13 protein-coding genes are annotated in these 14432 nt (G+C 29.8%); 1 reads left to right on the top strand and 12 read right to left on the bottom strand.

Annotated features, from left to right (window positions below):
• Window positions 1-4 precede the first annotated feature (4 nt).
• The 11 genes from I4V16_RS07575 to I4V16_RS07525 are packed head-to-tail and all read right to left on the bottom strand — an operon-like array spanning window position 5 to window position 11262.
• Window positions 5-1123: a polysaccharide pyruvyl transferase family protein gene (locus I4V16_RS07575; RefSeq protein WP_099329285.1), complete on the bottom strand. Its 1119-nt coding sequence runs from the start codon at window positions 1121-1123 to the stop codon at window positions 5-7.
• Window positions 1123-2256 carry a glycosyltransferase family 4 protein gene (locus I4V16_RS07570; protein WP_099329286.1) on the bottom strand — a complete coding sequence of 378 codons (1134 nt, stop codon included), beginning with the start codon at window positions 2254-2256 and terminating at the stop codon, window positions 1123-1125. Before I4V16_RS07570 ends, I4V16_RS07575 begins: the two co-directional genes overlap by 1 nt.
• 3 nt (window positions 2257-2259) lie before the next feature.
• Window positions 2260-3579: a nucleotide sugar dehydrogenase gene (locus tag I4V16_RS07565; protein WP_099329287.1), complete on the bottom strand. Its 1320-nt coding sequence runs from the start codon at window positions 3577-3579 to the stop codon at window positions 2260-2262.
• Window position 3580: 1 nt separating this feature from the next.
• Complete coding sequence (locus tag I4V16_RS07560) at window positions 3581-4753, bottom strand: glycosyltransferase family 4 protein (RefSeq protein ID WP_099329288.1); 1173 nt, start codon at window positions 4751-4753, stop codon at window positions 3581-3583.
• A complete protein-coding gene (locus I4V16_RS07555) occupies window positions 4750-5415 on the bottom strand; it encodes an acetyltransferase (protein ID WP_195966619.1) in 666 nt (221 codons plus the stop codon). The genes I4V16_RS07560 and I4V16_RS07555 overlap by 4 nt, the downstream gene beginning before the upstream one ends.
• A 17-nt stretch (window positions 5416-5432) precedes the next feature.
• Window positions 5433-6059, bottom strand: a complete 627-nt coding sequence (locus I4V16_RS07550) for a sugar transferase (RefSeq protein ID WP_278335527.1) — start codon at window positions 6057-6059, stop codon at window positions 5433-5435.
• Between the two features lie 11 nt (window positions 6060-6070).
• Complete coding sequence (locus I4V16_RS07545) at window positions 6071-7210, bottom strand: DegT/DnrJ/EryC1/StrS family aminotransferase (RefSeq protein WP_099329290.1); 1140 nt, start codon at window positions 7208-7210, stop codon at window positions 6071-6073.
• 16 nt (window positions 7211-7226) lie between these two features.
• Window positions 7227-9110: a nucleoside-diphosphate sugar epimerase/dehydratase gene (locus I4V16_RS07540; RefSeq protein ID WP_323732218.1), complete on the bottom strand. Its 1884-nt coding sequence runs from the start codon at window positions 9108-9110 to the stop codon at window positions 7227-7229.
• 26 nt (window positions 9111-9136) lie between these two features.
• A complete protein-coding gene (locus I4V16_RS07535) occupies window positions 9137-9901 on the bottom strand; it encodes a CpsB/CapC family capsule biosynthesis tyrosine phosphatase (RefSeq protein WP_099329291.1) in 765 nt (254 codons plus the stop codon).
• A 12-nt stretch (window positions 9902-9913) separates the two neighbouring features.
• Complete coding sequence (locus I4V16_RS07530; protein WP_099329292.1) at window positions 9914-10573, bottom strand: CpsD/CapB family tyrosine-protein kinase; 660 nt, start codon at window positions 10571-10573, stop codon at window positions 9914-9916.
• A gap of 11 nt (window positions 10574-10584) precedes the next feature.
• Entirely contained in the window at window positions 10585-11262 is a 678-nt protein-coding gene (locus I4V16_RS07525; protein WP_099329293.1) for a Wzz/FepE/Etk N-terminal domain-containing protein, read from the bottom strand.
• A 936-nt stretch (window positions 11263-12198) separates the two neighbouring features.
• Here I4V16_RS07525 and I4V16_RS07520 point away from each other — a divergent pair.
• The gene (locus tag I4V16_RS07520) at window positions 12199-12627 is read left to right on the top strand and encodes a hypothetical protein (protein ID WP_099329294.1); all 429 of its coding nucleotides are present in this window, start codon (window positions 12199-12201) and stop codon (window positions 12625-12627) included.
• Window positions 12628-12753: 126 nt separating this feature from the next.
• Here I4V16_RS07520 and I4V16_RS07515 read toward each other — a convergent pair whose 3' ends face one another.
• The gene (locus tag I4V16_RS07515; protein WP_099329354.1) at window positions 12754-14346 is read right to left on the bottom strand and encodes a peptide chain release factor 3; all 1593 of its coding nucleotides are present in this window, start codon (window positions 14344-14346) and stop codon (window positions 12754-12756) included.
• Window positions 14347-14432: the final 86 nt, after the last annotated feature.

The following is a 14432-nucleotide window of genomic DNA, read 5'->3' as shown; positions in this document are numbered from 1 at the left end:
TCTTTTATTTACTATATATAGCCTCTTCAAGAAACTTGTATGACTTGGAAATATATTCAGAAAGTTTAGTCTGAACCTTATTATAATCAATTTTTTCACATACATCTTGGCTAGTCATTCCTTCATGTAAAATTCTTTGTTCCAATCCGGTAATTCTTAATATATTTAATATCCTCTCATCTTTCCCCTTATCTCCAGTTAAAATAGCAACAAATTGTACATTTAATATAATTGCCATTGCTATACAATGAAAAGATGCTGAAACAACTAATTCCGAATTAGCTATTGTTTCAATAAACTCTATTGGTGAAATAGAGTAACTATTCTTAACTTGAGGATTTAAAAAATCTTTAATAGATAAATACCTAGTTATTTTATGAATCCTCATATTATCCATTGTATATCTAGTCTTACTTAAAAAATCTTCCCACTGCCCCGATTTATTAGTGTAAGCAAAAACATACTTTCTCTTTTTAGCTCTATTATTGCATAATGCTAACCATTGATTCTTACTTAATAGGAATACAGGGTCTAATACTAGCTCAGCCTCTCTTCCAGCTAGATTCTTTATAAGCTCAACACCATAACCTTCTCTAGTAGATAACTTTTTTATGCCCTTTAAGTTCAACCTATATTTCTCCACTAATTCTGACGGAATTTCAGATAGCCCAAAACTAGATGAATACGATATCTTTTTATTATTATCACTTACAAAATCCAGCAAAAATGTGAAATCCCCACCATTATTTCTATAATTCCAAACTTGATCACTTCCCACAATAAACTTATCAAATTTGTCATTTATTTCTTGTATTTCTTTACTACATGTAAATCTTTTTTTCGTAGTAATAATATTATTATTATAAAATTTTATAAACTTTTGTTTTCTTCTCCCCATGAATATTCCACCAGCAATATATTTTGCTGATGAAATAAACTTTCTATCTTTAAACTCTTTTTTTGCATGACTTAGCATATTATATGCATTACCTCTATACTCATTTACATAATCTATAATTTCGCAATTAATTCCCATCGACATTAGTGCTTGTTGAGATGCATAAGTTTGTAATGCTGCTCCATAATTAATTGCATTATGAAAAGTTAACCATGCTACTTTCATTAATTATCTCCTTTTCCTCTTTTTAGTGAATCTTTATAAAATTCTTCTAATTTATATGCTACTTTTTCCCAATCGAATATATTACAATATTGCAAACATCTTAAAGATATATTTGAATAATCATCAATGATTTTTATTATACAACTTTTTATATATTCAGCATCTTTACTAGGCACTGAATATCCAACACATCCGTCCTCAAAAATACCATCAAATCCTTGTCCCTTAGAGTAAATTATAGGTAGCCCTTGTGTCATTGCTTCTGCATAAACTCTCCCAAAAGTTTCATGAATTGAAGGCATAATATAAATATCACTTTTTCTATATTCTTCAATTAATTTTTCTTTTGATAAATATTCAACTATTCTTATAAAATTGAATTGTTTTAGATAATTTAATACATCCTTATCTATCACTTGTCCTACGATTGTAAAACTCACATTAACCCCTAGTAAAATCAAACTTTCTAAAGCTTTTATAGTAGTTACAATATTTTTATTCTTATCAATTTTGCCAACACAAATGACACGTATATTACTCTTATCTATAGTCCTTTTCTTATTAAATTTATTATCTAACCAAAACTTCTCTAGCCCGTTACCAATAACAACACTTTTTTTTATAAACTCTTCCCTATATTCATCTTCTACATATTTATTAATAAACTTATCTTTATACGGTACGGACAAAAATTGTATGCCTGATGCTTCTTTGATTATTTTATTTGCAATCCTTTTAAATAACGGTATCTTTAAAAATATATTCATATCAGTATTTCTAATGGATACAATATATGGAATCCCAAATTTTTTATTTATGTTATATGCAACATATCCACCATTAAATAACGTATGTGAGTGTATAATATCATATTTTGTCACATCAATCTCTTCAATTAACTTTTTGTAAAACTTTGTTTGCTTATGATGATAAAAAAATCTATCAAATTTATTAAAACACTCTCTATGAAATACCAATTCATCCATAATATCACTATACTTTGGATCTATTTTTGCTCCCTTAACAACCGCATTAAAAGCCTCCACTTTATGTCCATACTGTTCTAGCATATCCATAGAATCTCGAAAAATCATAGCTCTATGATAATAAGTACACAAAAATAATATTTTCATAAATTATAAACTCCAATAAGAATATCTTCTACTCTTAACTTCATCTTTATTTAGTATTCCTTTTACATCAACGAGTACTTTTTCACTATTTTTAAATTCACCAAATAAACTGTCTATATAATCTATATTCATATTTTTAAACTCATTATGTGCTACTGCAAATACTAGGCAATCTGCATCTTTTACATTTTCTATCTTAGTTAATTCTACACCATACTCATTGTAAGCATCATCCTTATCTGCTTGAGGATCAACTACTATTGGTTCTATTTCATACTCTCTTAATCTATTAATAATATCTATAACTTTAGAGTTTCTTGTATCAGGACAATTTTCTTTAAATGTTATTCCTAAAATAACTACTTTAGCTTGTTTTACTACCTTATTAGCTAAAACTAATTGCTTAATAATTGCATCTGCTACAAATGCACCCATTCCATCATTAATTTTTCTTCCCGAAAGAATAATTTGACTATGATAACCTAACTTTTCAGCTTCATATACAAAATAATATGGGTCCACTCCTATACAATGTCCACCTACAAGTCCTGGATAAAATCCTAATGCATTCCACTTAGTATTCATAGCTTCTACAACTTCTTTAGTATCAATTCCCATTCTGTCAAATACCATTGCTAATTCATTCATAAATGCAATGTTTATATCTCTTTGACTATTTTCAACTACCTTAGCTGCTTCTGCAACTTTTATTGTACTTGCTTTATGTACACCAGCTTTTATAATAAGCTCGTACACCTTTGAGATTTCCTCCAAACTCTCTTCATCCATACCAGATACTATTTTCTTTATATTCTCTAATCTATGAACCTTATCACCTGGATTAATACGTTCAGGTGAATATCCAACTTTAAAATCCACTCCGCACTTTAGCCCAGATTCTTTTTCTAATATTGGAACACATATATCCTCTGTTACTCCTGGATATACAGTTGATTCATAAACCACTATCGATCCCTTTGTTAAGTTTCTACCAATTATAGTACTTGCTCCTTCAACAGGTGTTAAATCTGGTGTTTTATCAATATTTATTGGTGTTGGTACTGCTACTATATGAAATTTAGCCTCTCTTAAAGCCACTTCATCACATGTGAAATTCACTGTACATTTCTTAATCGCATTATCTCCAACTTCATTTGTCGGATCTATTCCATCTTTGTATAAATTTATCTTTTTGCTATTTAAATCAAATCCAATAACATCTACTTGTTTTGAAAACTCTACCGCTATTGGCATTCCAACATACCCCAATCCTACCACTGAGATTTTTTCTTTTTTCTCAACAATTCTATTATAAAGTTTCATTCTAAATTCCTCCAACCTCATTTATTACTTTTGTTAATTTATTTAAATTTTTACTTAGCGAATAATTTATAGCTACCTTTTTTGAGTTACATCTCATTTGTTTTAAATAATTTGTATTATTCTTTAAAGCAACTATTTGCCTTGCCATACTTTTATGATCCTCAAACTTAAAACTATAACCGCATCCCCCATTTTTCAACACTTCTGATTGCCAACCACCATAATTTATAAATATAGGTAATCCTGCCGCTAAAAAATCAAAAAATTTATTTGCACTATTATCTTTAAGAATTTCTTTATTAGTAACACACATAATTCCTAAATCACTAGATTTTATAACTTCAACTATTCTTTCTTTAGATATTGCGTCCTTTATAATCACATTATCTAACTTCTTCTCCTCCTTTATTCTTTTTAATTTTTCTTTTTCCGAGCCTTCTCCTATAAGCAAAAAAACTATATCTTTATCATGTATATTCTCTGCTACATTTAATATAAACTCTAATCCATTTACTTTGCCCATACTTCCTGGATGCACACAAATAAACTTATCAACAAGTTCAATACTCTCTTTTATATTATCAGTACAAAACGACTTACTATATAACTCTATATTGGCTATATTCGTTATAGTTGTAACTTTAGTTTCACTTACCCCTTTTTTAATAATATTTTTCTTCATTCCATCTGATAGTGCAACTATATGATTTGCGTTTCTATAACAACTTTGCTCAAATTTTTTTAAACACCATATTAATAACTTATTCTTTATTATTCCTAACTGTATTGGTATATCTGGCCAAACATCTCTAACTTCAAATATCATTTTACATTTTTTAATCTTTTTTATAATTATAGCTGGAATCCCTATAGTTAGTGGTGTTGAAGTAGCATATACTAAATCAATATTATCAATTTTTAATCCTTCTTTAGTGCTTTTAATAAAATAATCTGAAAATGCTTTAATACGCTGTATCTTATTCATCTTTTGATTATATTTAGTTTCTGTAGAAATAATTTTAATACCATCAACATACTCAGTTGATATTCTCTCTCCAGTTATCATTATTACTTCATGACCTTGTCTAACCAGCTCTTTTGCAAACTCATATGATCTTGTTCCACCATTATCTTTATTCGTCTTAAAATATTGATGCAAATAAACTATTCTCATTCTCTACTCCTTTCATTAATTTTTCTTCCAGGCACTCCAACAAATTTATCCTTAAAATTTATATTACTAATTATTACAGAACCTGCACCTATGATAGCTTCTTTATTTATCATTTTATCCTGTATTATAGTAGCACCACTTCCTATTAAAACTCCTTCTCCAATTTGATCATATCCGGAAACATTAACATTCCATAACAATGAAACATAATCTCCTATTGTAGAGTTATGACCTATACCACACTTAGGACTTACAATAACATGATTTCCTATCTTTACATCCACTGTCATTATTACTCCTGGATATATAATGCAACCTTCTCCAATAGAATTGCTAATATGAACAAATACATCCGGATGAATTAATGTTGCAAAGTTAAACATATTCTTCAACTTATTTACAATGTTCTTTTTTACACTATAATTTGCTATCGCAATAACAACATACGGTCTATCTTCTTTTTTGAAATTCTTATAAGTTTTTGTAATTTTTTCCACACTTCCTATAACTTTGTATCCAATGATATCCTTTCCTTGCATTAACTCATTATCATCAATGAATCCAAGCAAATTCCATTCATCTTTTTTAATATTAATCTGCTCAATAATCCAAGCAGTTTCACTTCCTACTCCACCAGCACCTATAATTACTATATCCTTCAATACACTTCACCCTAACATTAGTTAAATCCATTAAATCTTTCCATTGTAACATTGCCATCTTGACTTATCCCTTCTCTCTTAAATACTTTATAAATAGTTAAAAAGAAGATTTTAATATCAAGAATTAATGACCAATTATCAACATACCACACATCTAAATTAAACTTTTCATTCCAACTCAAATTATTTCTGCCGTTTATTTGAGCCCATCCTGTTAATCCAGGTAAAACATTATGTCTTCTTATTTGATCTTCACTATATAAAGGTAAATAATCAACTAATAGCGGTCTTGGACCTATTAAGCTCATATCCCCTTTTAGCACATTAATCAACTCCGGCAACTCATCTAAGCTTGTACTCCTAAGCATTTTGCCAAACTTAGTTAATCTCATTTCATCTGGAAGTAAATTTCCGTCCTTATCAACCCCATCTTTCATGCTCCTAAACTTTATCATCTTAAATACTTTGTTGTGCTTTCCCACTCTATCTTGAGTAAAAAATATAGGACTTCCTAAATTCAACCTAATTAGTAATGCAACAACAATAAGTATTGGTGATAATAAAATCAAACCACATAATGATGCAGTAAAATCAAATATTCTTTTTATTATATTACCAAATTTCTTATTTCCTGCATTTTTCACGGAACACCTCTTTAAAACAATCCTTTTATTATAGAAATAACTCTATCCATATCTTCTTTTGTGTTTTTGCTATCAGAAGGTAAGCATAATCCTCTATTAAATATGTCTTCTGCAACGCTTATTCCATCATCATTATGACTAAAGAACTTACATTCCTTATAATAAGGTTGCATATGCATTGGCTTCCATATAGGTCTAGATTCTATATTTTCCTTTTCTAAAGCTAATATTATATCCAATGGCTTAACCTTGCCTTCAGGTTTTAAAGTTATACAACTTAACCAATGATTTGATTTTCCATACTCGCATTCTGGCATCATTTCTATATCTTCTATATCTTTAAACGCTTCTTTATAAGTGTTATATATTTCTGTTTTTTGTCTTACTCTCTCATCTAATACTCTTAGCTGACCTCTACCTATTCCAGCCACTATGTTAGACATTCTAAAATTATATCCTAATTCCTTATGCTCATAATGTCTTTCATTTTCTCTTGCTTGAGTAATCCAAAATCTTGTCTTTGCTATTCTTTCTTCATTATTAGAAACAAGCATTCCACCACCTGAGGTAGTAATTATCTTATTCCCATTAAATGAATAAATTCCATAATCTCCAATTGTACCAGACATCTTATCTTTATATATAGCTCCTAAGCTTTCTGCTGCATCCTCTATTATAGGAACATTATATTTACCACAAAGTTCCTTTATAGGATCCATATCTGCACTTTGTCCATATAAATTAACAACAATAACAGCTTTAGGTATTTCTCCACACTTTTCTGCATCTTCAAATGCCTTTTTTAATGCATCAGGTGACATATTCCAACTTTCCGGCTCTGAATCTATAAAAACTGGAATTCCACCTTCATATATAATAGGATTGCAACTTGCAGCAAAAGTTAAACTTGAGCAAAATACTTTATCTCCTGCCTTAACACCTACGCATTTAAGTGCCATATGTATAGCAGATGTTCCTGAAACTGTAGCTGCTGCTGATTTAATACCAACATACTCACTTAATTCTTTTTCAAACTCATTAACATTTGGTCCTAGAGGGGCTACCCAGTTAGTATCAAAAGCTTCTTGAACAAATTTTTGCTCCATACCTCCCATATGAGGTGATGATAAAAATATTCTTTTCTTTTCCATTTTTTATTCCCCCATTCTAAGCTTCCTTAGTAGCAGCTACTTCATTATCCTCATCAGGATTTCTATAAGTTGGCACTACCTCCTGTAGTTTCTCTCTTAACTTTTCCTTATTTCCAATCTTAACTACATCTAAAAGCGTATTTATATTATTTTTAACTTTTTCAAGTTTGAATTCTCCAGGCCTTCCAATAAATATCTTCTTATGCGGTGTCTCACTTAATCCCTCTTCATTCATAAGAAGCTCTTCATATAGCTTTTCACCTGGCCTTAAACCAGTAACTTTTATTTCTATTTCTTCATTTGGAATATATCCAGATAGTCTAATTAAGTTTTCTGCCAAATCATATATCTTAACAGGCTCTCCCATATCTAAAACAAATATTTCGCCACCCCTTGCATATGCTCCAGCTTGTAAAACTAGTTGTGATGCTTCTGGTATAGTCATAAAATATCTTGTTATATCTTTATGAGTTAAGGTAACAGGCCCTCCCTCTGCAATTTGCTTTTTAAATAAAGGAACCACTGAACCATTTGAACCTAATACATTTCCAAATCTAACTGCTACAAATTCTGTATCACTTTCTTTATCTATAGACTGTATAACCATCTCACACATTCTTTTAGTTGCACCCATTACATTTGTAGGGTTTACCGCCTTATCTGTAGAAATTAATACAAATCTTTCTACTCCATATTCACTAGCAAGTTCTGCCGTATTTAAAGTTCCTAAAACATTATTTTTAATAGCTTCTCCTGGACTATCTTCCATTAAAGGAACGTGTTTATGTGCTGCTGCATGAAATACAACCTGAGGTCTATACTCCTTAAATATACTATTTAACCTTTTTCTATCTCTAACAGATCCTATTAAGGTCTTTAAATTTAAGTTTTTATACTTTCTTAAAAGTTCATTTTGTAGGTCGTAAGCATTATTTTCATAAATATCAAATATAATAAGTTCCTTTGGATTAAATTTTGCTATTTGCCTGCACAATTCTGAACCGATAGAACCTCCTCCACCAGTTACCATAATTACTTTGTTTTCTATATAACTAGAAATACCACTAAAATCCAGCTTAATTGGCTCTCTTCCTAGTAGGTCTTCTACATCTACATCTCTGATTTTTTTAACAGAGAACTTTCCATCTATTACTTCTGAAACTCCAGGCATTATTTTTACCTGAGCAGTTGTTTTCTTACATTCATCTAAAATTTTCTTTAATTCCACTTCTTTTAATTCTGATATAGCTATTATTATTTCTTCAATTCTTTGTGATTCTACTACTGTAGGAATATCATATCTATCACCAAGAACTTTTACCCCAGATACATAGGTTCCTCTTTTTTCGCTAAAGTCATCTACAAATGCTACTACCTTTTTCTTATATTGTGGATTTTTCTTATATTCATTGGCAACAAGAGCTCCTGCTCCTCCTGCTCCTACAACTAAAACTCTTTTATAATTTCCATTGCTCCTATCTGTAATAAAGATTAAAGTTCTTCTTACTACTCTCCAACCGATTCTTATACCGTTGCAAAATACCATTATCATAATTCCAGCCATTATTGTAACCATTAGCGGAATTCTTCTTTTATCTAAACAAGATATTACTAAAACCACACTAGTCCCTAATGCTGTTGCTATAATTCCTCTTAAAAACTCATCTATGCTTGCAATAGACCAAATACTTTTATATTGTTTAAACGCCATAAATATCCCTATAAAGATTAGAGATATTAAAAATATTTTGCTTATATAACTTTCATACATTACTACAATTTCTGCTATACTAATGTCCGTATATTTGAATCTAAATATAAAAGCTACAAAATATGAACAAAATATTAGTAACAGGTCCACTATTACCAATGTCAACATTTTTGCTTTTTTATTTTGCAATGTTATACCCCCTATGCTTAATTAAGTCACTTTAAAAAAGAAAAAATCCCCTTTCTCTCTTTTACCATTTCTCCTATAAACTCTATATCTTCATTATTTAATAACCTTCTGCCACTTTCTCTCAAAAGTTCTTCATTAATTTTGCTCTTCTTTTTAGCTAATTCTATTCCATTGGCTATTCCCGTACATCTATTTGTATCATTATGTGCATCAGAACCAATAAAATTATAGATATTATTAGCCAATAATATCTCTGCAGTTTTCCTCACACTGTTTCCAAACTGACCTTCAATGCTTCCAGAATTCATTTGAAATAGGAATCCTTCTTTAATAAACTTATTAATTCTCTCTGGTTTTTCTATTATCAGTCTATATCTTTCTGGATGTGCAAGTATTGGAATTACTCCCTTTACTTGAAGTTCATATATGACCTCTAATGTATCCCTATCAAAGCTTCTCATAGGAAGCTCTATTAACATATATCTTGAGTCATTAATTGTACCTATAAGACCACTTTTATAATCATCTATTATTTGTTCTGAATAATAAACTTCTTGACCATAATGTATGTTTAGATCTAACCCTTCCCCCTTTGCAAGCTTATTAAACTCCTTTACTAACTTTTTAACTTCATCATAAGGTGTTTCTCCATATCCTCTACAAAAATGAGGAGTGGCAACTATATCTTTTGTTCCACTCTTTTCTGCCATTTTAATCATATGTAAGGTCATATTTATATTTTTTGACCCATCATCAATTCCAGGTAATATATGTGAATGTATATCTATCATTTAATCGCCCTCTTACTTGCCTTCATTACCATAATAGTAGTAATATTTCTTTCTAGTGTTTTCAACACCATTAAGTACACTTCCTAATATATTGGCACCTACTTTATCTAAAAGTGCTTTTGCTTGTTGTACTGAATCTCTTTTTGTTTTTTCTGCTCTTACTACTAAAATTGTTCCATCTACCTTAGTAGAAAGAATTTGAGCATCTGTTACAGCTTGTAACGGAGCACTATCTAGTATAATTATGTCATATTTGCTCTTTAGCTCTTCTAAAAGTCTTCCCATTGCTTTTGACCCAAGCATCTCTGATGGGTTTGGAGGTAATTTTCCTGATGTCAAAATATGAAGATTTTCACTATATTCAGTTACCGCATCATTCATTTTTTCTTTTCCTATTAATACATCAGATAACCCAACTAAATTAGACACCTTAAAATTTCTGTGAAGGGAAGGCTTTCTTAAGTCACAATCTATTAAAATAACACTTTTTTCTGATTGAGCAAAGGATAAAGCCATATTACCTGCAGTAGTTGACTTACCTTCTCCAGGCTCAGAGCTTGTTATCACCATAGTTTTTATCTCTTTATCAAAAGATGAATATTGTATATTAGTTCTTAAAGTTCTATAGGCTTCTGCTGCTATAGAATTAGGTTTCTTTTCTACTATAAACATATAATTCTCCTTTATTTAACCTTTTCTTGATCTGGAATCGCACCTAAAACAGGTACTCCTATAATATTTTCTAATGACTCTTTGTCCTTAAATGTATTATCCATAAACTCTAATAATAATGCTAGTCCAACTCCAACCATTAAACCTAGTAACATAGCTATTGCTATATTCATCTTCTTATTAGGACTTACTGGTTTTTCAGGTAGCTTTACACTTTCAATTATCTTTACATCTGCATTTTTTATTAATGCTGATGATTCTTTAATAAATTCATCTGTTACTGCTTTTACTACATTAGCTGCCTCTTCTTTATTCTTACTTATGTACTTAACCTGCATTAATTGAGTGTTTGTTATTTGTTCTGCAGATAATGCCGATACTACTTTCTGGGGATCTAAATCTATATTATTATCCTTTAATGCCTTACCTACTAAATCTTCTGTTTTTATAAGGCTTGTATATGTTTTTACCAATTGTTGATACATTGTTATATCACTATTATTGTAGCTTTCTGTTGAAGCTTCCTTACCAACAAATAGTTTTGCGGATGCTTCATATTTAGGCCTTATTATAAAAAAACTTACAACTGCAGATATAATTGTTGCTATAAGAGTTATTGTAACTATTATTTGCCATCTCTTTTTCAGCCCATCTACTATATCTTCAATTTTGATGATTTCTTCATTCATTCTACTTTCCTCCATAAATCTTAACTTATATTATCCAAATATACATACATTATTTATTTTAACATCAAGAACTACATTTGTTAACAAAAAAATATACACAACACTTATTCATTACATATATATTTTCAATTTTGCTAATAATTATTCACCTTTTCACGAACGTTCCGCTCTTAACTTTACTACATATTCTATTTTAAATTTTAAATCTAAAAATTCAATTAAAAGAAGCCCCTTTTCTTCGACAAAGAGCTTTATAAATAAATATTTCTTCACATGTTCACAGTATTTTCACGCTTGTCTAGACCAGTTATTCTGTTAATGAAAACTTATTCATCTCTTTCTTTATATTTGTCGAATCTCCAACCTTCTTGTCGTTCATTTTTTATTATCTTTTTTAATAAAGTGAACTTTTTTCTACTTATAGTTTAAATACTTCGTGTTTCTTATTAACATAGCTATAGAAGTGTGCCTGTTTTAATTTTACCTACAGCATTCTTAATAAACTCATTACGCTCTAGAAGTCTAAAATTGAATAAACTTTTTACATACAGCTTGTTCGATCTCAAAAATGTATTTTCATTTATATTTTTTCATAGACTCTTTTAAAATTTTAAAAGCAAATTCCAATTGATTCAATTTGAATGATTATCTACGATTTGGATTAAAAAACAAATTGTAAGTATAGCACTTTTAAAACTATAATTCTTAAAGCAGCATTTCTTTTTTCATTTAAAAATTTCTAATGAATGATTTTTTACAGCTCCCAAACTTATTTATTTTTAGAATATTATTTTTATTATTAATATTTTAAAAGAATAAATATTCTTTACTTCTTTTAAAACATATATTCTTTTATTAAATAAATAATTTTATTGTTATAAGACATATTATTTATTATAATTATATTGTAAATATTTTCCATAAAGGAGTGATGCAATGGCAAAGAAAAAACAGAACAGTGATATTTGTTCTGAAGATGTAGAAATATTAGATGATGTTTGGGATCAGGAAGAAAAAATTTTCAGAGATCCAACTGCAAGAACCGTTATGACTTTTAACTTTCAAGAACCTGATGATGAAAAACTATTGACAAATGAAACTGAAAAGAACACTACTAATCAATTCAAAGAAAAATCCATATCTGATAAATCTAGAAATGATACTGTTTTTAACAACTTTACTGTAGGAGTAATTAATAATGATAGGGAACCTTTTGATTGTAAGAGAAGCTATGCTCTTAGAAAATCAACTGTAAAAATGTTAAATGAATTAAAGGGCTTTAGTCTAGATGTTAATATGCCTGTTGGAGAAATAGTAGATGACGCCATAAGATATTATTATTACTATGTAACAAATCAACTTTAGATAGGTAACAAAGTATTAGATATGAAGTAAAAAGCAGTGTACGCACAGTTATGTAATAAAAAAACTTCACTAGCTTGCTAGTGAAGTTTTTTTATTACCTCGTACTTTCTTACCTTGTACCTTCTATTACTCTGTTTTTCCTACACCTGAAAGAATAATTCCTTTATTATGGTCTAAAGCCCAGGATATTCCCCAGTCGTTTTGGAATATAAGAAGATTTCTATCCTTAAAGTCTTTAACCTTCTTAGTATCTGAAGTAAGATTTAGCGTATCTGGATCTAAATCCTTGTTTTCAATCCATCTTACATATCTATAAGGAAGTCTTTCCATCTTAATATCTGTATTGTATTCACTCTTAAGTCTATATTCTAAAACTTCAAATTGAAGTACACCAACAACTCCAACTATTATTTCTTCCATTCCTATGTGAAGTTCTTTAAATACTTGAATTGCTCCTTCTTGAGCTATTTGAGTTACACCCTTTATAAATTGTTTTCTCTTCATAGTGTCTACTGGTCTTACTCTTGCAAAGTGTTCTGGAGCAAAGGCTGGAATACCTTCAAACTTAAACTTCTTTGATGGAGAACATAAAGTATCACCAATTGCAAATATACCTGGGTCAAATACCCCTATAATATCCCCTGCATATGCTTCTTCAACTATTTCTCTATCTTGAGCCATAAATTGTTGAGGTTGGGCAAGTTTAATTTTTTTACCACCTTGCATGTGCATAACTTCCATACCTTTTTCAAACTTACCTGAACAAATTCTCATAAATGCAATTCTATCTCTATGAGCTTTGTTCATATTAGCTTGTATCTTGAATACAAAGGCAGAGAATTTATCATCAAATGGGTCAATTTCTCCTATATCTGAATTTCTTGATAGTGGTGATGTAGTCATTTCTAAGAAATGTTCTAAGAATGGTTCTACACCAAAGTTAGTTAATGCTGATCCAAAGAATACAGGAGTTAATTCTCCACTTCTAACCTTTTCTATATCAAAATCATCTCCAGCAATATCTAGAAGCTCTATATCTTCCATTAACTTATCATGAAGAGCTTCTCCTAGAATTTCTCTGAATTTATCATCTTCTACATTACCTTCAATAGCTTCTACTTCTGTTTGTCCGTGGTCCCCACCATTAAAAGCAATGATTCTTTTATTATCTCTTTCATATACACCCTTAAAGTCTTTACCTGAGCCTATAGGCCAGTTCATTGGGTATGTTTTTATGCCTAATTCATTTTCTATTTCTTCTAATAATTCAAATGGATCTCTAGATTCTCTATCCATCTTATTTATAAATGTGAAAATAGGCATCTCTCTTAAAGAACAAACTTGGAATAGCTTTCTTGTTTGATCTTCTACACCTTTTGCTGCGTCAACAACCATTACTGCTGAATCTGCTGCCATAAGTGTTCTATATGTATCTTCTGAGAAATCTTGGTGTCCTGGAGTATCTAGTATGTTGATGCAATGTCCACCATAATTAAATTGCATAACAGATGATGTAACAGAAATACCTCTTTGCTTTTCTATTTCCATCCAGTCTGACACAGCATGCTTAGATGCTTTTCTTGCTTTAACAGAACCTGCAAGTCTTATAGCTCCTCCATATAATAAGAACTTTTCTGTAAGTGTAGTCTTACCTGCATCTGGGTGAGAAATAATTGCAAAGGTTCTTCTTTTGTTAATCTCATTTATATAATCAGCCAAAGCTTATGCCTCCTCTATATTAACATTAAGTATATTTTTACACATCTTTAGATTATACCACATTTTACTGTATAATAGACATAGAA

Source organism: Clostridium sp. 1001283B150210_160208_E6 (assembly GCF_015669365.1).
GTDB lineage: Bacteria > Bacillota > Clostridia > Clostridiales > Clostridiaceae > Clostridium > Clostridium paraputrificum.
The sequence above is the reverse complement of the archived record's forward strand: the minus strand, read 5'-3'. Positions and strand labels throughout refer to the sequence as shown.

Bases quoted from the DNA above. Each gene is read 5' to 3' on its own strand.
- I4V16_RS07520 (WP_099329294.1), top strand. From the start codon at position 12,199: ATGGCAAAGAAAAAACAGAACAGTGATATTTGTTCTGAAGATGTAGAA.
- I4V16_RS07560 (WP_099329288.1), bottom strand. From the start codon at position 4,753: ATGAGAATAGTTTATTTGCATCAATATTTTAAGACGAATAAAGATAAT.
- I4V16_RS07525 (WP_099329293.1), bottom strand. From the start codon at position 11,262: ATGAATGAAGAAATCATCAAAATTGAAGATATAGTAGATGGGCTGAAA.
- I4V16_RS07565 (WP_099329287.1), bottom strand. From the start codon at position 3,579: ATGAAACTTTATAATAGAATTGTTGAGAAAAAAGAAAAAATCTCAGTG.
- I4V16_RS07575 (WP_099329285.1), bottom strand. From the start codon at position 1,123: ATGAAAGTAGCATGGTTAACTTTTCATAATGCAATTAATTATGGAGCA.
- I4V16_RS07535 (WP_099329291.1), bottom strand. From the start codon at position 9,901: ATGATAGATATACATTCACATATATTACCTGGAATTGATGATGGGTCA.
- I4V16_RS07530 (WP_099329292.1), bottom strand. From the start codon at position 10,573: ATGTTTATAGTAGAAAAGAAACCTAATTCTATAGCAGCAGAAGCCTAT.
- I4V16_RS07545 (WP_099329290.1), bottom strand. From the start codon at position 7,210: ATGGAAAAGAAAAGAATATTTTTATCATCACCTCATATGGGAGGTATG.
- I4V16_RS07570 (WP_099329286.1), bottom strand. From the start codon at position 2,256: ATGAAAATATTATTTTTGTGTACTTATTATCATAGAGCTATGATTTTT.